General features: G+C 69.5%; 16 protein-coding genes. 5 read left to right on the top strand and 11 right to left on the bottom strand.

Annotation, left to right across the window (positions count from 1 at the left end):
- Positions 1–337: 337 nt before the first annotated feature.
- The 4 genes from ACSMXO_RS27890 to ACSMXO_RS27875 form a co-directional block, all read right to left on the bottom strand.
- The gene (locus ACSMXO_RS27890; protein ID WP_455414467.1) at positions 338–688 is read right to left on the bottom strand and encodes a hypothetical protein; all 351 of its coding nucleotides are present in this window, start codon (positions 686–688) and stop codon (positions 338–340) included.
- A 22-nt stretch (positions 689–710) separates the two neighbouring features.
- Positions 711–1,970 carry an IS256 family transposase gene (locus ACSMXO_RS27885; protein ID WP_455414466.1) on the bottom strand — a complete coding sequence of 420 codons (1,260 nt, stop codon included), beginning with the start codon at positions 1,968–1,970 and terminating at the stop codon, positions 711–713.
- Positions 1,964–2,788: a DUF4184 family protein gene (locus ACSMXO_RS27880; RefSeq protein WP_455414465.1), complete on the bottom strand. Its 825-nt coding sequence runs from the start codon at positions 2,786–2,788 to the stop codon at positions 1,964–1,966. Before ACSMXO_RS27880 ends, ACSMXO_RS27885 begins: the two co-directional genes overlap by 7 nt.
- Positions 2,789–3,104: 316 nt before the next feature.
- A complete protein-coding gene (locus ACSMXO_RS27875; protein ID WP_455414464.1) occupies positions 3,105–3,509 on the bottom strand; it encodes a winged helix-turn-helix transcriptional regulator in 405 nt (134 codons plus the stop codon).
- A gap of 77 nt (positions 3,510–3,586) precedes the next feature.
- On the opposite strand from ACSMXO_RS27875, the gene ACSMXO_RS27870 reads away from it, so the two are divergent.
- From ACSMXO_RS27870 to ACSMXO_RS27860, 3 genes are all read left to right on the top strand, one after another.
- Positions 3,587–4,381 carry an SDR family NAD(P)-dependent oxidoreductase gene (locus ACSMXO_RS27870; RefSeq protein ID WP_455414463.1) on the top strand — a complete coding sequence of 265 codons (795 nt, stop codon included), beginning with the start codon at positions 3,587–3,589 and terminating at the stop codon, positions 4,379–4,381.
- A 281-nt stretch (positions 4,382–4,662) separates the two neighbouring features.
- Positions 4,663–5,534, top strand: a protein-coding gene (locus tag ACSMXO_RS27865) for an IS5 family transposase (protein ID WP_455414462.1) whose coding sequence is annotated in 2 segments (ribosomal slippage) — positions 4,663–5,010 and positions 5,013–5,534 — 870 coding nt in all. Because the reading frame shifts where the segments join, the coding sequence is not laid out codon by codon here.
- A 372-nt stretch (positions 5,535–5,906) separates the two neighbouring features.
- Positions 5,907–7,946: a hypothetical protein gene (locus ACSMXO_RS27860; protein WP_455414461.1), complete on the top strand. Its 2,040-nt coding sequence runs from the start codon at positions 5,907–5,909 to the stop codon at positions 7,944–7,946.
- Between the two features lie 404 nt (positions 7,947–8,350).
- On the opposite strand, the gene ACSMXO_RS27855 is transcribed toward ACSMXO_RS27860, so the two are convergent.
- The 7 genes from ACSMXO_RS27855 to ACSMXO_RS27825 form a co-directional block, all read right to left on the bottom strand.
- A complete protein-coding gene (locus ACSMXO_RS27855) occupies positions 8,351–10,165 on the bottom strand; it encodes an Hsp70 family protein (protein ID WP_455414460.1) in 1,815 nt (604 codons plus the stop codon).
- 586 nt (positions 10,166–10,751) lie between these two features.
- Positions 10,752–11,978, bottom strand: a complete 1,227-nt coding sequence (locus ACSMXO_RS27850; RefSeq protein WP_455414459.1) for a low temperature requirement protein A — start codon at positions 11,976–11,978, stop codon at positions 10,752–10,754.
- A 279-nt stretch (positions 11,979–12,257) separates the two neighbouring features.
- Positions 12,258–13,739 (bottom strand): glycoside hydrolase family 130 protein, encoded by a 1,482-nt coding sequence (locus ACSMXO_RS27845; protein WP_455414458.1) that lies wholly within the window; start codon positions 13,737–13,739, stop codon positions 12,258–12,260.
- Positions 13,740–13,818: 79 nt separating this feature from the next.
- Complete coding sequence (locus tag ACSMXO_RS27840; protein ID WP_346258388.1) at positions 13,819–14,844, bottom strand: glycosyltransferase; 1,026 nt, start codon at positions 14,842–14,844, stop codon at positions 13,819–13,821.
- Complete coding sequence (locus ACSMXO_RS27835; protein WP_455414457.1) at positions 14,841–16,031, bottom strand: glycosyltransferase; 1,191 nt, start codon at positions 16,029–16,031, stop codon at positions 14,841–14,843. The genes ACSMXO_RS27840 and ACSMXO_RS27835 overlap by 4 nt, the downstream gene beginning before the upstream one ends.
- Positions 16,032–16,255: 224 nt before the next feature.
- Positions 16,256–17,257 (bottom strand): glycosyltransferase family 4 protein, encoded by a 1,002-nt coding sequence (locus ACSMXO_RS27830; RefSeq protein ID WP_455414456.1) that lies wholly within the window; start codon positions 17,255–17,257, stop codon positions 16,256–16,258.
- Entirely contained in the window at positions 17,254–17,424 is a 171-nt protein-coding gene (locus tag ACSMXO_RS27825) for a hypothetical protein (protein ID WP_455414455.1), read from the bottom strand. The genes ACSMXO_RS27830 and ACSMXO_RS27825 overlap by 4 nt, the downstream gene beginning before the upstream one ends.
- A 454-nt stretch (positions 17,425–17,878) precedes the next feature.
- Here ACSMXO_RS27825 and ACSMXO_RS27820 point away from each other — a divergent pair, with 454 nt between their 5' ends.
- Both ACSMXO_RS27820 and ACSMXO_RS27815 read left to right on the top strand, forming a co-directional pair.
- A complete protein-coding gene (locus ACSMXO_RS27820; RefSeq protein ID WP_455414454.1) occupies positions 17,879–18,067 on the top strand; it encodes a hypothetical protein in 189 nt (62 codons plus the stop codon).
- A 76-nt stretch (positions 18,068–18,143) separates the two neighbouring features.
- Positions 18,144–18,815, top strand: a complete 672-nt coding sequence (locus ACSMXO_RS27815) for a BON domain-containing protein (protein ID WP_455414453.1) — start codon at positions 18,144–18,146, stop codon at positions 18,813–18,815.
- Positions 18,816–18,855 lie beyond the last annotated feature (40 nt).

Below are 18,855 nucleotides of genomic sequence, written 5' to 3'. Positions count from 1 at the left end.
GGCGGCGGTGCAGGGCATTGGCTATGTCTACCTGCTCGATGGGGCGGACACGTGATGCGGGCGGGAGAGAACGGTTTCCCTCCTGCGGCGCTCACCCGCTGACCGGCAACGCGCCGGTCGCGGCATCACAGGCTGCTTGATCTTTCAGGTCGAGTTGGTCTACCTGGTTCATCATGTGTCTCCTACCCGGAGTCGTACCTGATCCGGCGCGCAAGGGCTCGGCGCCTACCCGGCGCCACGTGGGAAGCCAACGACGTCACGATCTCGCCACCTTTTTCCGGGTCATCGGTCATCGCTGGAGGAATCGTCAAGACCTGTGGATTGGTGAGTTTGCCTGTTACGTCGGGTCGTCGGTTTGCCAGGGGTGGAGGAACTGCTCGGGTCGCAGGTTCCATGTTTCGAGGGCCGCGGCGAGTTGGGCCTCGCCGGTGACGGTCGTGGTTTGCACGAGTACCGCGCCGATGTCGTGGTCGAAGCCGGCGATGTGGGCGGCGTCGTAATCCCAGTGCTCCAGCTTGAAGGCGCGGTCACGGTCGGATCGGGTCCAACCCTGCCGCCGGGCGTCGGAATCGGCGACGGTCGTGATCGGTCGGATCTCGATGAACGCTCGCCGGCCTGGGCCGCGGGCGGGTACCTCGGTCACCAAGCGCCGGCCGACGCGTAGCGCGGTCAGCTTGTCGGTGGGCACTGCGGCCGGCTGCCGCCCTCGGTCATGCTGCGACCTGGTCGGCGGGGCGCTCGACGAGGTGACCGCCGACGAACGTGGCGCCGGCGCGGACCAGAGCCACGAGGTGGGGTGCGTTGACCGCCCGCCACCGGTCCTGAGCGGCCTCGATGAGCTTGAACGCCATCGCGAGACCGGCGGCGCGGCTGCCTGGACCCTTGGTCACGCGGGTGCGGTGCCGGACGGTGGCGAAGGTCGATTCGATCGGGTTGGAGGTGCGTAGGTGCACCCAGTGCTCGGCCGGGAAGTCGTAGAACGTCAACAGGACGTCGAGGTCGTCGGTGACCTTCGCGACGGCCTTGGCGAACTTCGCGCCGTACAGGTCAGCGAACCGCCTCGCCGCGAGTTCGGCGCGGGTCTTGTCCTCGGCGCCCCAGATCTCGGCCAGCGCGGCCTTCGCGCCCGGATGCGCGGACTTCGGCAGCGCGGCCAGCACGTTGGCGGTCTTGTGCACCCAGTCCCGCTGTTCACGGGTGTCGGGGAACACCTCCCGCAGCGCGGCCCAGAACCCCAGCGCGCCGTCGCCGACCGCGAGGACCGGGGCGCGCATGCCCCGGCGGGCGCAGTCACGCAGCACATCGGCCCAGGAGCCGGTCGATTCGCGGTAGCCGTCGGCCAAGGCGACCAACTCCTTGCTGCCGTCGGCACGCACGCCGACGATCACCAGCAGACAGAGTTTGTCCTCCTCGAGGCGCACGTTGACGTGGATGCCGTCGGCCCACACGTACACGTAGTCGACCTGCGACAGGTCCCGTTTGCGCCAGGCGTGGTAGTCGTCGGTCCACTGCGCGGTCAACCTCGTGATCGCCGCCGCGGACAGCCCGGCGGACGAGCCGAGGAACTGCTCCAACGCGGGCACGAAGTCCCCGGTAGATAGGCCGTGCAGATACAGCAGCGGCAGAACCTCCGCGATCTTCGGCGATTTGCGGCACCACGGCGGCAGAATCGCCGACCGGAACCGCCGACGCTGCCCGGTGACCAGGTCGGTGCGCTTGTCGTTGACCCGCGGCGCGATCACCTCGATCGCCCCCGCCGACGTGATCACCTGCCGCGGCTGGGCGTGGCCGTTACGCACCACCAGGCGCCGGCCCCGCGCGTCGCGTTCATCTGCCAGTTCCGCCAGATAGGCGTCGACCTCGGCCTCCAGCGCGGCAGCCAGCATCCGCCGAGCCCCCTCACGAACGACCTCGTCCAACAGCGAAACGCCATCGCGTCGCTGTCCGTCCTCGGCGACTACAGTCAGCACGGGCGTGCCTTCCCGACCGACGCGCCAACGTCGGCCTTGCTCGAGACCACAACAAATCGATCACCGGGAAGGTACGCCCCTTCCCGGCCGATCCACAGGTCTTGAGCATTGCTCCATCGCTGCGGCAATCGGGTGAGCAGGGGACCACGGCTCGCCGCGACGGCCAGCGACGCGACGAGTAGGCCGGCGGCGACCGCGCACAGTAGGCGTACCCCGGTGGTGTGCGCCAGCGACGCCGCTGGCAGGAAGGGGGTCGCCGCAGCCAACGGCAGTGTGACGCCGCCAGCGACGGCCCAGAACAGGACAGGCCGCGCCTGCCCCGGCGGCGGCTCGCCGTGGCATTGGCGTAGCAGCCGCCGCCGGCCGATCCGCACGGCGATGGCCAGCAATCCGGCGCCGCCCAGTACGTGCATGACGTTCTCGGTCGCGGGAAGGCCGACCTCGACCCGGTCCAGGACGAGGTGGCTGGCGGCGCCGAGCAGCGCCGAATACACGGTGATCGGCCACCGATGTCGACCCTGCCCGAGCGAGCCGTAGTCGGGAAGGGCGAGCGGACCTCCGGCCGGAAGGTGGCTCGCGACTACCGGCGCCGCGCGACGGATCAGCCAGGTTCCGGCAAGCGTGACTGGCAGGCACCATCCAACGAGGCCCGGCAGTTGGTGGGAGAACGGCCACACCGGCAGGCCGGAGCCGTCGAACAGGTATGCCAGGTCCGGCGCCATCGATCCGACAACCAGCGCGACACCATCGAACCAGCGCGGCCGCCATAGCTTCAGCGGCAATGCGGCGGCGGGGTGTGACGGGAAGGTCAAGGGCACCCCGGAACGGTAACGGCCAACTGTGCAGACCGGGTGCTGCCGTGATGGAGATGCCGGGACGGGCAGGGCCGTCAAGGTCGAACGATGGCCAATCGGTGCCGGAGCTGTGCCACAGCACCGATAGCCAAGCCGGCCAGTGAGCGCCGTCAGGACAGACAACACGTCGTGCCGAACGAGCGACCGGCGGCGACGGCGCGGACATCAGCAGTTCGGCATGTCCGCAAGGGACCGCACCGATGCCGACCTCGACACAGCGTGACCGGTGCCGGGGCCCCAGCGCGCACGGTCCGGGGCACATGCGCGTGTCGGGCGGTTCTCAGGTGGGTCGCCGACGTGCCGCAGTGATCTCGGCGTGGTGGTCGACCGCCCAGTTGGCCAGGGCGGAGAGCGGCTGTAGCAGGCTGACGCCGAGTGGCGTCAGCCGGTACTCGACACTCGGCGGCGATGTGGAAAACCGTTTCCGCTCGACCAGGCCGTCGCTCTCCAACGTGCGCAGCGTTCGGGTGAGCATCCGCTGGCTGATGCCCTCCACCGCCCGATGTAGCTCGTTGAACCGGTACGGCTGGTGACCGAGCAGGGTGATCAGCAACAGCGCCCATTTGTCGCTGACTGCCCGCAGCACGTCTGTGACCGGACAGCACTCGTACTCGCCGATCGGAATGGGGTTCGGCAACCGGTGGCTGTCCAGCGCGGCACGCACACCGGTGTTCCTTGTGGCCATGAAAGTGCCTTCTTTCGCCTCCGCCGATCATCTGCCCAGGATGAGCACGGTCAGTGGAGAACGGTACTGGAGGCGACATGGGAGTCGTAGTGGTCAGTGGCGGCACCAACGGAATGGGACGCGCGTTCGCCCTCGGGCGGGCCGAACGCGGTGACCGGGTCCTGGTGCTCGGTCGCAACCGCGAACGCGGCGAGGCGCTGGCGGGTGGCTCCGTCGCCTTCCTTCCCGTCGACCTCTCCAGCGTGGCCCAGACGCGGCAGGTCGTCGAGCACATCCTCACCGAGTACCACGTCGTGGACGCGCTGACGCTGTTCGCCAATGCTGTGGCGCCGCGTCGGATCGTGACCGCCGAGGGTTTGGAGCGCACGTTCGCGCTCTACTACCTGAGTCGCTATCTGCTCAGCTTCGGCCTGCGTCCCGCTCTGGACCGGGCTACCTCGCCGGTGATCGTGAACATCGCAGGGGTTGGTGTCACCAGAGGCGGGGTGCGCTGGGCCGACCCGCAGCTGGTGTCGGGCTACTCGGTCATCACCGCACAACTACAGGCCGGTCGAGCCAACGACCTGCTCGGCGTGGCCTTCGCCCAGCAGTCCGGCAGCCGCGCCCGATACGTGCTCTACCATCCCGGCTTTACCAAAAGCGGTGACCGTAGCCAGTTCCCGATGATCGTCCGCGGGCTGCTGGCGGCGGTGTCGGTGGCGGCCCGCCCCGTCGCGGACGCGGTGGCCCCGATTCACCACTTTCTCGACGCGCCGCCAGCCGCGCCGCTGACCGCCGTTGACCGGAACAAGCGACTTTCGCCCAGCTTCACCACGCTCGACCCGAAGAAAGCCGAACGCTTGATGGACCTCACGGAGAAGCTCCTCGCCTGAAATGCTATCTATCGCCTATAGGGCGCCTGACGGACGACAGACCTTCCGGGTAGCAGGAAGCCACTGCCCGCAACCACGTAGGCGCCTCACATCGGCACGAGCGTGCATCCAACAGACTGAACCTCAACCTGGACCGCGCGGCGCTCACGCACCGCGTCCGACCTTGCGGTCCGCCGGACCGCAAGGGGAGGTGGAAAAAGGTTCACTGGACGTGTCGGGCAGCTCGACTCAGCCGTCCGCTAGAGCGCATCTGACGGATCTTCTCGGTCGTTGTGCTGGGCGTGGCTGGTGATCTGACTGATGACGAGTGGGCTCGGCTGGAGCCGTTGCTGCCTTCCCTGGCGCCCCAACGGGGTGGTAGGTGGCGGGATCACCGTCAGGTGATCAACGGGATCCTGTGGCGGATCGACAACGGCGCGAAGTGGCACCAGGTCCCGGACCGGTACGGCCCCTACTACCACCGGTTCGCGCAGTGGGAAGCCGACGGCACCTGGGACCGGATCCTGCAACACCTGCAGGCCGAGGCCGACGCCGCTGGTGACCTGGACTGGCGCGGGCAGATCGATTCCACCATCGTTCGCGCCCACCAACACGCCGCTGGCGCTCGCAAAGGGGGCTCACCGCGCAGGATTCCCGCACGGTCCAAGGTCTCGGCAGGTCACGAGGCGGGCTGACCACCAAGGTGCACCTGCTGGCCGAAGGCCGGGGCCGGGCCCTGGTCAAGCGGGTCACGCCCGGCCAGGCGGCCGACACCAGGGAACTGGTGGCGCTGGTCGACGCGGTCGCGGTGCCCAGACCCGGCGGCGTGGGGCGACACCGCAAGAAGTTGGATCACATCACCGCCGACAAAGCGTACGGTTCCAAGGCCAACCGGCGGTCGCTACGCGCCAGGGGTATCCCGCACACGATCCCGGAGCGGGAGGATGTGCGAGCCAGCCGCGCCCGTAAGGGTTCCCGGGGCGGCCGGCCTCCGAACTTCAACACGGAACGGTACAAGGACCGGAACCAGGTCGAGCGCGCCTTCAACCGACTCAAGCAGTTCCGGGCGGTCGCGACCCGCTACGACAAGTTGAAAAGTCGTTACGAGGCAACGGTCACCATCGCCTCGATCCTCGTCTGGCTCCGAGCGAAACGCGACCGCAAGTCACCATGATCCGTCAGACGCGCTCTAGTCTGCCGTCTCAGTATCATCCTGCGCTTCCTCGGGATCGGTTCTTCCGCTCGCGGGGCCGGTATAGCCCATCGCCAGCAGGTAGCTGTCGAGGATCTCGTAAAGGAAGTGACCCTTGCCGGCCCGCGATTACCGTGGGGTGATTCGCTGGCTTCCCACGCTGTTGCACGTCGATCGACCCGGCAACGCTCGGTTACGGCGGCGCTGGCGGGTCCGAGCGGAAGGCGGCAGATCCGTGCACGTGGTCTTGGCGTCAGCGCGGCCGGGATCGCGGCTGTGAGAGGTCGTCGCTGGGCAGCTCCGGCGTTGGCCGACTCGCCGTAAATGTCGGTGGGTCCGGGCATAGTGCCGCGCATGTTCAGCGGACTTCGCGATGTCGACTGGGCCTCGATGCATCATGCCTACGGTTCAGCCGAAGAGGTGCCGGCGCTACTGGAAGCACTGCGCTCTCCGGATGCCAAGGAACGGGGCCAGGCACTCAGTGACTTCTACGGCAAGGTTCACCACCAAGGTGACGTCTACCCGAGCACCACGGCGAGCCTGCCGTTCCTGCTCGAGCTTGCCGTTGATCCGGCCACACCAGACCGTGACAGGATCGTCGCGCTGCTGCTCAGCATCGCCGAGGAGGCGGTCGAGCGATGCGAGATCGACTATGTCGACGCGGACTTCGCAGGCGCTGCGGCGTTCCTGCGGGCACACGCAGAGGCGTTCGTTGACCTTGCCGGGGATGCCACCTGCCGGGTGCGCCAGGCCGCCATTCCCGGCCTTGGCCTGCTCCTCGACGATGCCAGCCGGGCCTTCGACCTGCTTCAAGACCGGTCAGCGATGGAATTCTGCTTGCTCGAACGCCTTTTGGTGACGCAGACGACGGTCACGTTGGCCCAACGGCTTCCGGTGATCGTCCCGGCCGCGAGAGCGTGGCTCGCCGGCCTGGCTGCGGATCCGGCCGGTGAACCAGAGTTCCGGCTCGCCGCGTTGATCCACCAGGCCCGGTGCGCTCCGGATGCGATCAGCGACGATCTCGTACCGGCCGTAATCGGGCTGTTGCGCGAGATCGCCGACGCCGCACCGCCGGAGCAGCCGTGGCCAGAGCCGCCGCCCGTCGCGCCGCCGGCCGAGGATGTGCCGCCGTTCGTCGCCGCCGCGTTCGAGGATCTGGAGCGCATCGACCGGCGGCACGCACTGACCACAGACCTGTTGCGAACGCTGCACGCACTGCTGAATGCACGGGTTCCGCAGCGCACCGACCTGCTGGTCGAGCAACTCCGCAGTCCTTATCCCGGCGCCCGGCTGGACGCGATCCGGATGGCAAGCGATCTCGTCGGAGCCTGGCGTGGTGACCACAGTGCCCTGATCCGGCTGGTCGCCGCCCAACTCGGCGGAAGCAACCTGGAAGTCGCTGCCGAAGCGGCAACGCTGCTGGAGAAGCACTACGCGATCGCAGAGCCAGCCCGGGAAACCCTGGCCGCCCTACTCACCGGCTATGGGCCGGACGGGTGGGCCACTCCGCGACGGCATCTGCGCCGGCTGCACCAGAAGACGGCCGTGGCTTTGGCTCGGCTCGGGGACGTACGGGCACTTCCCAGCCTGCTGATGGCGCTGGACAGCGACGTCGACGCCTGGCTCGCCGTCCAAGTGGCGGGAGCGCTGCCGCAGGCCGCGGATCAGTTGGTACCCCGCCTGCATGACCGGCTGAGCAGCGCAGACCTGTCCAAGGAGTGGCCGTCCAACCCACGTGGCATCCTGTCCGCTCTAGCCAAGCTCGGCGACTCCAGCGCACTGCCGACAATCACCGAGACGCTCGTCGCCGCCGCCGAGCGGCAGAACTGGGACGTGGTGAAAGCCGCTCTGACGGCGCTGCGGGCGTCCGGTCCGGCGGCGGCACCCGCGCTCGCCGCGATCAGGTCGTTGGTCGCTGTCGACGATACGTGGACCAGGTCCGAGGCTGTCAGCACGCTCTGGGCGGTCGGCGGCGACCGCGACGAGGTCCTGCCGCTCTCTCTTGCGCTGCTCGACACCTTCGCGCTTCGGGAGGCGGCCGAGGTGCTCGGCCAGATCGGTCCGCCTGCTGCGGCTGCGCTTCCCCGCCTGCGCGAACTGTTGGCGGACCGCTACGAGTGGAACCGTGTGTACGCCGCCGCAGCGATCTGGGACATCGAGGGCGAGCCGGAAACCCCAGTCGTGCTGAACACCCTGCTACAGGCATGGCGGCAGAACCCAGCGACGGGCAACCACGTCGCGGCCTGCCTGAAACGGATGGGCTCGGCCGCTGCACCGGCATTGCCGCATATCCGCGCTGAGCTCGCCCGCCCCGGGCGGGGTGGCCGGTTCGGAGGTGTCGACAACGACGAGGAGATGCTGCGGGATCTCACCGAGGTACTGCTCATCGATTGACGCCAGCGGCCCGACAAGATTCAGCCGCAACAAATCAGTATCCTCGCTGGATTAGCAACAGATTCCGAGACCCTACTGCGCGGAGTTGAGAAGCCGGTTAACGAGTGGACCTTTTCAACCTCCCCCTTGCGGTCCGATGGACCGCAAGGTCGGACGCGGTGCGTAAGCGCCGCGCGGTCCAGGTTGAAAAGGTTCAGTGAGATGAGTTGTTGCCTCAGGGCTCTGCCGGTGTCCTTTCAGTAACCCGCCGGCGGCCCTGGGGCAGCCGGAGCGGCGAGGTGCTTGAGCCGGCGGGTCGCCGCGTGCCGGTCCATCCGGGCTCCGCGGGTTGCGGCAGGATCGGACCGGATGATGGGCGCCTCATCGAGGGGTACCTGGACTGGAAGCGCGGGCGCAGGACTTGGTCAGGCTGCGGCGTCAGGGTCCCGGCTGATCTGCTCCGATGTGCTCTGCCAACCCGACCCGCTCCTGTTCAGCAAGCCGTCCGAGCACTGGTAGTTCGATGAGTTGGAGCCCGAATCCTCCGGCATGGCCGTCCGGTCGATCTCCGACCCGTCGGCCTTGGTGATCCTCGTACCGTCCGCATCGGACTGAGCACTAATGATCTTGCCGCCGCTGGTCGTTATCATCGAGGTGACCCGGCCGGTGAGGACGATCTCGTACTCGTGACCGCCTCGGCGGGCGGTGAGGCTGGTCCCGTCGCCGTACTCGAGCATGGTTCTGCCGTCTGACCAATACCGGTGGATGGCACCCGATCCGGTGAACTCGACATCCTCTTTGCCGCCGTCGTCGTCGAGATCGACCGACTCGATGGCGACCTGGTTGGTCACCCGCCAAGTCCCGACAAGGCAGTCGTCGATGGGCGTTGCCGCGGAGGCGGGGGCGTACCGTCCCGGGTCGTCGCCGCCACCGTTCTCCCCGGACGAGCCGCCAAGCTTGTCCGCGACGAGCTGCCCGCTCAGTAGCGTCACCACCATGATCGCGGCGACACCCACTGTGGCTCCTCTCCGGGAGCGGTTTCGGGTGGGCGCCACGACCGGACCGTTCGGTGCCGGTTGCCTCGCCGGGGGCCGGCCGGCCGGGGCCGGTGGCATCGCGGGGCGAGCCGGCGCCACCGCAACCGGAGGCTGCTTCGTAGCCAACCGGTCCGCGTGCAGGCTGCCCTCGGCCACGACCAGTTCCGGCTGCTCCACGGTGGTCGGAGCGATCCGCAGGGCGCGGTGCAGCATCGTGCCGACCAGCGGGAGCCGGCTGCCGCCACCGACCAGGTACACCCCGGAGAGCCGGGCGGCGTCAACCCCGGCGGCGCGCAACATGGCCCGGACGACGGCGACCGTACGGGCGATGATCGGTTGGGCGAGGTCTTCCACCTGCTCGCGGCCGAACGGTACGTCATCGCTGAACAGCGGCACGTGCACGGCCACGTTCGCGGAGTTGGACAGCAGCTCCTTGCCGGTCCGCACGTCGTCCCAGAGCGCCCGGCTCAGCCGACGGTCCGCCCCGTCGACCGGATGGTTCAACCGCTCCCAGGCCGCCGCGTTCCGGCCGGCGTAGATGGTGCCGAGGAAGGCGACCATCGCGGCGTCGACGTCCAGTCCGCCGGCGTCGGTGAGCCCGTCGGCGGCGAGCACCTCGAAGCCGTCAGCCGTACGACGCACCAGCGAGGTGTCGAAGGTGCCCGCGCCCAGGTCGTAGATCAGCAAGGACGAGCCGACCGGTACGGCGCCACCGCGCACCGCGACGAAGTGACTGGCGGCGGCGACCGGCTCCGGCACCAGGGAAACATCCGGAAAGACGGAGTGCGCCGCAGCCAGCAGGCTGTTTCGGCGAGTCTGGGCCCAGGCGGCCGGGCAGGTCAACACGGCGTGCCGGACCGAATGGCCGGCTGTCCGCGTCGCCTCCTCGGCCACCCGCCGCAGCACCGCGGCGATCAACTCCACGACCGGCACCGTCGACGATCCCGCGGGGCCGAGCAGCACCGCGCCGTCGTCGATGCAGCGTTTCGGGTAGGGCTCGAAGCGCTCCGGCTGCGTCCGGGCGGCGTGTACGGCGGCACGGCCAACCGCGATCTGCCCGTCGGGACCGACGAAGACAGCGGAGGTCAGCAGCGGTGAGCCGTCGAAGAGCAGCGGTCTGACCCGACCGTCCGGCCAACGCAGTACCGCCATCGTGTTGGACGTGCCGAAGTCCACTCCGAGCCGGAAGTCGTTGGCACCCACCGAGCAAGGATACGGTCGGTGCGCGGCCGTCGGTGCCGGCGAGGATGCGGTAACGGTGCCGGTGCGCCACCCGACCGGTAGCCAGCGCGTGATCGGGCCCGGCCCGGAGCTGTCCGGGCGAAGTGGGGGCGTCGGGCGGCCGAGCAACCGATCAGGTCATGGCTGAGCGGGCCGATCCCGTAGTACGCCGGGCGGTAGTCGCTGCACCAGGCGTACGCCGATCGTGGCCCGAGCGTGCTCGGCGTACCCAGCAACCAGTTCGCCGGCCGGGACTCGGTACGCCGGCCGACATCGCCGGGTTCGCCCGGTCGATGTACGGCGCGGCCTCCCCGATGACCGAGAAGATCAACGTCAACGGGTCGGGTCGGCACCCGCGCCGGCGAGTACACGATCACCGCCGCCGACCCCATGCCGGACGGCCGCCAACCGCGCTCGACGCCGTCAACGGCACCCACTAGTACCACCGGGCCGCCTGAACGAATCCTCGAAACCGCAGCTCAGCAGCCGGAATCTAGTTTTGGCACCCGACAGGATGATCCACGAGATCGACTACCAGGCGGAACTGGAGCCGGCCGCTTCATGCTTCCTAGAGGGCGGGGGATGGCGCTTCGGGTGGGCGACCGTGGGCGCGAAAGAGGTCTGTGGCGGCGATCCCGGCCAGGACGAGGGTACCGACAATGGCGACTCCCAGCGGTGGTACATGCATCATCGCGGGTGCGGCGACGGCGAGCACGAGTAGCGCGATCAGTCGGGATGGGGATATCCGGCTGAATACCTCGTACTCGAATCGGGCTCGGCCGGCCAGGAACAACGCGGGACCGCCGAGAACGACGCCGACGAGCCCGAAAGTGGTGTCTCCGGTGGGATGACGGATGACGGATTCGGCTCCGGCGGCGGAGGCGACCACGCCGGCCACCATGAACAGGTGGGTGTAGGGGGCCGACCGCATGAGCCGCCCCGGGTCACGGGAGGACTCGATGGCGGCCTGGAGCAGGGCTCCGGCGCGTTGGACGTAGATCTGCCACAGCAGCACCGTGGTGGCGAACGCGACCACGAAAGCGGCGGTTCGGTCGACCGCGAACCCGGAGCCGGCGTACGTGAGGGTGGTGACCAGGATGAGATCGCCGAGCGCGAGGGTGAAGAACTGCTGGTAGCGCTCGGCCAGGTGTTCGGCCGCGATTCTGTACTGCGACCTGGGGACCCGCCCGAGCCAGGGGGTGGGGTAGCGGAGCCAGGCCGCCCCGTAGTCCAGGGCGAGTGCTGCCGTCCACAGCGCGCCACGCGCGGTGCCCGTCACGATGGCTCCGAACAGCCATGGCACGGCCGAGACGGAGAACCAGAACAGGAACCGCGCGGCGTGCCGACGTGCCTGCCGACTCCGCAGCGCGGGAGTCAGGAAGAGGCTGCGGCCAAGGTGGATGGCCACGTACCCGCCCGCGAAGACCAATCCGTCACGGCTGAACGCCGCGGGCAGCGCGGCGACCATCAGCATGGTGCCGAACATGACCGAGATGGTCATCAGGAAGATCGGTGGCCGCTGCGGCAGGTAGAGGTCGGTGGTCAGGGCGGTGATCGACCAGACCCACCAGATCGCCAGCAGCAGTAGCAGGGTCTGGAAGACGCCGGCCCAGGTCATGTCGGTGGCCAGCTTCTGCGAGGTCAGGGCGAGCGCGGCGACGAACACCAGATCGAGGAACAGTTCCAACAGGGTCGCTCGTTGCGGCCCCTCGACGCGGCGCGCCAATCCCACCGCCGGGTCGGTCGTCACGGGATGCCGGATCCGGTCGACGATCGGAGCATCGTCGACCCGCATCGGCGTCGATTCTCCACCGCCCGCATACCCTCAAGCGACATCATAAGCTGCCAGGACGCCTCCTTCGATCCCAGCGTAGGCGGGGTGTCACCGCCGGAGACTCACCGACGGTAGGGAGGAGGTTTCGTGTCCTGGGTCAGCCTCGACGCGAGGATCCACGCTGGTGGCTTCGCGGGTACCGGAAGGCAGGTGTCATCGATGCCGGGGCGCCGGACCCGAGTATCGGGTTCGAGCGGCCCGGTCGCCGAGGTGATGCCGGAACCGCTGTCCCGCGTCGCTCTACCGTGCGGGTACGTCGTCCATCGCCGCCATCAGGGCGGTGAGGGAGACGACGGCGAACCGGACCCGGGCATCGTTGGCCCCGTACGGTAGCCACAGGGTGCCGGCGTGCAGCAGGCCGCCACACGAGTAGACGACGTTGGGCACGTATCCGTCGCGTTCGGTGTCGTCGGGAGCGAGGAGTACGCCGGGTAGTTCGGCGAGGACCCGGTCGGGCCGGTGCAGGTCGAGCAGGAGAGCGCCGATGGCGTACCGGCGCATCGGGCCGACTCCGTGGGTGAGTACCAGCCAACCGGCTTCGGTTTCGATGGGCGATCCACAGTTGCCGACCTGGATCAGTTCCCAGCCGCGATGCGGAGCGTGCAACGGCACCGGAGGCTGCCACAGGTTGGCTCTGTCAAGGCGGGTCAGGCCGATGGTTTCGCCGTCGGAGCGGCACAGCGCGAGGTGACGGCCGCCGATCGGGCGGGGGAACAGTGCGATGCCCTTGTTGTGGGACGCCGGCCCGCGCATCGGCGTCACCTGGAAGTGGCGAAGATCGTCGCTGCTGAGCATGCGCGCGGCGACGCGTCGGCCGTCGTAGGCGGTGTAGGTGGCATGGTAGGCCGGTTCGCCGTCGTCGCCGGTAATTCTGACGAAGCGGGCGTCCTCCATGCCGTTGTTCTCGGCGGGGGCGGCCGGCCAGAGGATCCGTCGTTGGAGCGGGACGTCGGCGGGAAAGGTCACGGCGTAGCTGGCCGAGGCGGTACGGCGCAGTTGCTCGAGGGTGCGCTGGCTGGTGGTACGGGTGAGCAGGTCGGTGGGAAGGCTGGTCAGCACCTGTTCGAAGGTGTGGTCGTCGAAACGTTCGGGCAGGCGTCCCAGCACGGTGGCGGAGACTTCGTTGTCCCAGCCTTCCTCGGCGAGTCCGGCGGCGAGCAGGTCCCTGCGGTGACGGGCGCTGATGCGACGGCCGGTGACCAGCGGGCCTGACCGGTCGGTGACAGTGAGGCGGTGCCCGGGTCCGAGTACGGCGGTAGCGAAGCCGATCGACGACAGGTGTCCCTCGCCGATCTGCCGCAGGCTGACCGCGACACGTAACTGGTCGGGGTCCAGGCCGGTCTGATCCGGATGCGGCACCATGGACGGGTTGCACAGGGCGGCGGCCTCCACGGCGTACTCGTGGCTGAAGTATGCGCCGACGAGCAGGCGGGCCGTGGGCGACAGCTCGCTGGTCCGGGGAACTCGGTGGTGGACAAGGTCGTGGTGGTGCCGGAAGGTGGTTTCCAGATCGTGGTGCCGGCCGCCGAAGCGCTGCAGGGTCTGCTGGAGCAGCCGGGTGGCTTCGTCGTCGTCGAGCCGGGCGATGCGTTCGATGATCGCGGAGGCGCGAGTGCGTACCAGGGCCGCGTCCTCGCCGGGGACGAAGAGTTTGACGACGACCCGGGCCGGGTCGGGGTTGAGGGTGAGGTCCAGCCGGGTGGCCAGGTCCGGCCCGGTCATGTCGGCTTGCGCCGGCAGTCCGAGCCGGAAGCTGCCGACCGGGTCCGTGGCGGGACTGGTGGCTGCACAGCCTGCACGGTCATGACCACCGCCGGCCGTGCTGCAGGGTGGAGATGAGCGCGAGGGTCGATTCCGCGCCCTGGTTGAGGTTGGGGCCATCCGGGGTGAGGCCGTCGTAGCCACCGCCGGTCGCCGGGTCCCACATGGCCGTGCCGCCGTCGTTGGCGCCGAGGAACCAGGCGACGGCCTGGCCCACCCCGGTTCCCCAGACGGAGTCGCCCGTGACGGCGGCGGCGGTGACGCACGCGTCGGCGAGGGCGGCGACCTCGATCGGCTGCTGGTCGTGCCGGGCTCGTGGAGCATGGCGCTGCCAGCCGGCGACCGGGATGACCGACAGCACACCATTGGCGAACTGGATGTCGCGGAGCCAGGCCAGCATCCGCAGTCCAGCGGCGAGCAGCCTGGTGTCGCCGCGCAGGTCAGCGGCGGCGATGACGACCTCCGCGAGAGCGGCGCTGGCGTAGGTCAGCCGCTGCTGCGGCCATGGCCAGTCCGGGTCACCGGTCGGGACGCCGACGGCGAGGGCGGCATCGACCAGCAGGTCGGCCGCGATCCGGTTGTCCGGCTGTCCGTGCAGTACCTCGGCGGCACCGAGGCCGGCGAAGGCCATCGCGTGCGGCGCGGGCGATCGCCGACCGGCACTGAGCGTGAAGGCGACGAGGGCCTCGTCGCGGATCCACGGGGCGCGGCTGCGCGCGGCGGCGGTGCCCAGCCCCCACACCGCCCGCCCCCACCAGTCGCCGAGACCGGGCTCGTCGGTCCAGCGTCGATCGTGACCGAGCCGGTTGTGGAAGGCGCCGCTGTCGTCCTGGGCGTGGGTGAGGAAGGTCAGGTAGCACTCGGCGAGTTGCCGCACGGCGTCGGGCGGGTCGGGTTCGCGGCTGGTGACGACCAGTCCACGGGCGACGTCGTCGGTGCAGTAGCCGTGCTCGCGGCGCACGGTGGCGTTCCGGGCATGTTCGAACAGGCCGGTGTCGTCGGTCAGCCGGGCCAGGTGCGCGAAACTGGGCGCGGGCACAGGCACGCGGGACGCGGGTGTGGTCATGCCGGCGCGGCGGTCACGGCAGGTGCGCCCCCGGTGCGGACTCTGTCGGCGAGGAGCCGCTCGGCGAGGGTGTGGTAGCGGGCCGCCACCGCGGGCCATCGGAGTGTCGACGTCCTGGTGCGGGTGCGATCGGCGAGGCTGGTGGCCAGACCGGGTTCGGTCAGGATCCGCCGGATGGCGGCGGCCAGTGCCGCCGGATCCCGGTGGGGCACAAGCAGACCGGGGCCGTCGGTGAGCAGCTCGACGGCGTGCGGGAAGGGCGTCGCGACGACGGGGACTCCGGCGGCGACCGCCGCGACGAGTACGCCGGAGGTGACCTGTTCGCGAGAGTCGTAGGGCAGCACGACGGCGTCGGCGGAGCGGATCAACCGGCTCAGCGCGCTCTCTTCGTGGTAGACCGGCTGGTAGTCGACGGCGTGCGAGACACCCAGGATCGCGCCCAGGCGGTGCAGGTCCGCCCGGTACGCCTCGCCGTCGTGCTCGAGCACCTTCGGGTGGGTCCGGCCCGCGACCGTGTAGCTGGGCATCGGGCGGAGGTCGCGGAGCCGGGCGAGGGCCCGCAACGCCCACTCGATTCCCTTACCGGGGCCGAGTAGTCCCCAGGTGAGCAGGTGGGGGCGCTGGCGCGGTTCGACGGCCGGTGCGGTGTGCTCGGCCGCGCCGTGCGGGATCACCGTGACCTTGCCGGCCTCGACGGTGTAGCCGACAAGCAACCGGTCGCGGGCGGTGTCGGTCATGGTGACGACCGCGGTTGCCGCGTCCACGAGTTGCTCCAGCACCGCCTTCTGCCCGGCGGTCGGATGCGCGAGCACGGTGTGCAGGACCACGATGCTCGGTACCGTGAGCCGGCGCAGCAGCGGCAGGACATCCTCGCCGTCGGGTCCGGGGTAGATGCCGTACTCGTGTTGGACGACGGCGATGTCGTAGCGGTCGAGGGCCGCGGCGGCGTCCCGCCAACCGGTGACGGTCCGCGTCGACCAGTCATGCACGACCTCCGGGCCGAACGGTCCCGCGTGCGCGGTGGTCCGCGTTGCCGGAGCGGCGGGCTCCTCGCCGGCGGCGATGATGCGGACAACGCCGTCCGGCGGTCCGTCCGCGGCGAGATGGGCGGCCAAGGCCGCGTTGAAGGTGGCCAATCCGCACTGGGTCGGTGGATGGGTGCTGAGAAAACCGTAGCTGCGGGCCATCTGCCGCGCCTTTCGGTTGTCGGCCGCAACCGCGCGAGCGGCTACGGACCTCACGCGATCGTGGCGCCCACCCGGCCAGCGTGTGTGACGGGCGGGACGGGTCCGCGGGGAGCCACCGCCTCACGCGGGGTCTGGCCGATCGCGGACCTACGCCGGACCCTCGAAAAGCCATCGGCGGGTCGACACTATCAGCATCGACCCGTCAGCGGACGGCACCAATCCGGTCAGCGGACGACGTCGCGGTACACGCGCAGGTAGTCGGCGACCATGCGGTCGGCGTCGAACCGCTGCCGGGCACGGGTCCGGCAGCCGAACCGGTCGATGGTCGCGATCCGTGCGACGGCCGCGACGGCCTGCTCGACGGCGTGCACCAGGAAACCCGTCACACCCTCGTCGACGACCTCCGGCATCGCTCCGCGCCGGTACGCCACCACCGGTGTGCCGCACGCCATCGACTCCACCACCGACAGGCCGAACGGCTCGTCGAAGGCGATCGGGTGCAGCAGCGCCGCACTGGCGCCGAGGAGTTCACCGCGGCGAAGCGGGCCGACCGGGCCGTGGAAGACGACGCGCTCGCCGTCGATGTGCGGGGCCACCTCTTCGGCGAAGTACCGCTCGTCCTGGACTATCCCGCAGATGGCCAGCGGCCGGCCGGCCCGCCGCGCGATCTCGATCGCGACGTGGGTGCCCTTGTCGGGGTGGATCCGGCCGAACACGATCAGTCCTGGTCCCCCGTCGGGCGCGAACGGCAACCCGTCGAGATCGATTCCGTGGTACACGGTGGCGACATAGTCGAGCGCGGCGACCCGGTCGGCGTCGGAGATGGATACGTAGGCCGACCCGGCCCTCGCGTACGCGGGCAGGATCCCCGAATCCGAGAAACCGTGGATGGTGGTGACCAGCGGGGCGTGGCAGTGCGCGGCAAAGGCCAGTGGCAGCCAGTCGAGGTGGTTGTGCACCAGGTCGAACTCGGCGGACCGCGCCAGCGCGTGCGCGACGTGCATCGCCTCCGCCACCCGCCCGTCCACGGTCGGATCGTCCGCGTACCCCCGCGGACACACTCCGTCCAACCGGGCCGAGGTGACCGAGTCCAACGTGGCGAACAGCGTCACATCCACACCCCGGGCAACCAGACCATCGGCGAGCAGGCCGGTCACCTGCTCCCACGGCCCGTAATGGTGTGGGGGCGTGCGCCACGCCACCGGTCCCAGCATGGCCACCCTCACCGCGATGCGCGATCGGCCAGGACGGCGGGGTCCAGGCCGGTCGGCAGTGGGCCCGCGGGACAGACGTCGTCGACCCGGTTCGGCAGTTCGCGGTCGATCCAGTCAGCCCTGACCTGGTGACCACGACCACGCAACACATCGACGGTCCTGTCGTTGTCGATCGCCATCCGCTTCTCCTCGCGTACGAATTCAGCCGGGTCGCCGTAGGTTCTGGTCTCCGATCGCACCCGAACGATCGCCGACGGCACCCGCCCGCTGGCCTGGAGCCTGATCGTGGCGGCCCTCGACGTCCGTCGGCCGTTCCCGATCAGCCTCCACGCCGGTCTCGAAGCGCCGGAAGGTGCCGGAGCGGCCGGAGCGGAGCGAACGCGTCAGCCCGGGTAAGCCCGAAGGCTACGCCCCGACGCGCCCGGATCGGCGGTTCGCGTTCACCCGAGGACGGCGGAGTGCCCGACACGCCCCCGTACTCCCGCCCCGGCCGGCCCGCGAATCCACCACCTCCGGCGGGATGACACCTCGCCCGGGCGCGTATTCCGGGACGCTCCGGACGCAACCACTCGGCGGTCCTTTCTCCGGCCGGCGACCGACGTACATTTCCTGGGGGCGCACGGGCGGCTCCCCATGGGCATCGCGCTGCTGATGGCCACGGCGTTCGGGGTACTGCTGGTGACGGTGCCCGCCCTTATCTACACCAGGATGCCGGCCACCCGCCGGCGCACGGCGCTTCGGACAGCGTCGCCGTCAGGCACTCAGGTGACAACCGATGACACCAGAAAAGGTCTGCATAACATGTTAAAAGCCGGCAGTTGAGAATCAAGCTCAAGATATATTTGAATATGCACCAAATGCGCTGGCATATTGGCGGCCGGAGGGTCAGGGTTGGCCCATGACACAGACCGTCCAGGTAAGTGACAAGGACCTGCGGACCAACGTCACCAACGAACTGACTTTCGATTCCAGCATCGACGCCGCGCATCTCGTGGTGCTGGCGAACGCCGGCGTGGTCACACTCTCCGGCGACGTGGGCACGCTGCCCGAGCGGCATACGGCGAAACGGGCGGCCATGCGGGTGGCGGGTGTTCAGGCCGTCACCGTCGACATCGTGGTCCGCGACCCGGGCGCGTTCGGCGCCAGGGACAGCGACATCGCCGAGGCGGCGAACCAGATGCTCGGCTGGGCGGTCGACGTACCCTCCGACGCTGTTACGGTCGAGGTCCGCAATCGTGTGGTAACCCTCTCCGGCACCGTCACCCGCCACTACGAGCGGGAGGCCGCCGCACGCGCGGTCATGTATCTCAAGGGCGTCACGGCGGTCAGCAACACGATCAGGCTGATGGCGACCGCATCGGCGTCCGCCGACCTGAAAGCGGCGATCGGCTCGGCGATCCGGCGCAACGCCCAGCTCGACGCCGAGCAGGTCGAGGCGGAGGTCAACGGCACCGAGGTAACGCTGCGGGGGGCCGTACGCTCGTGCGCCGAACGCCGTCAGGCCGAGAACGTGGCGTGGTCGGGTGCCGGCGTCACCAGCGTCAAGAACCAGCTCACCGTCACCGCCTGAGCCCAGATCGACCCGGTCGTCCGGAGACGGCCGGGTCGAT

This window comes from Plantactinospora sp. DSM 117369, from assembly GCF_053764795.1.
The sequence above is the reverse complement of the archived record's forward strand: the minus strand, read 5'-3'. Positions and strand labels throughout refer to the sequence as shown.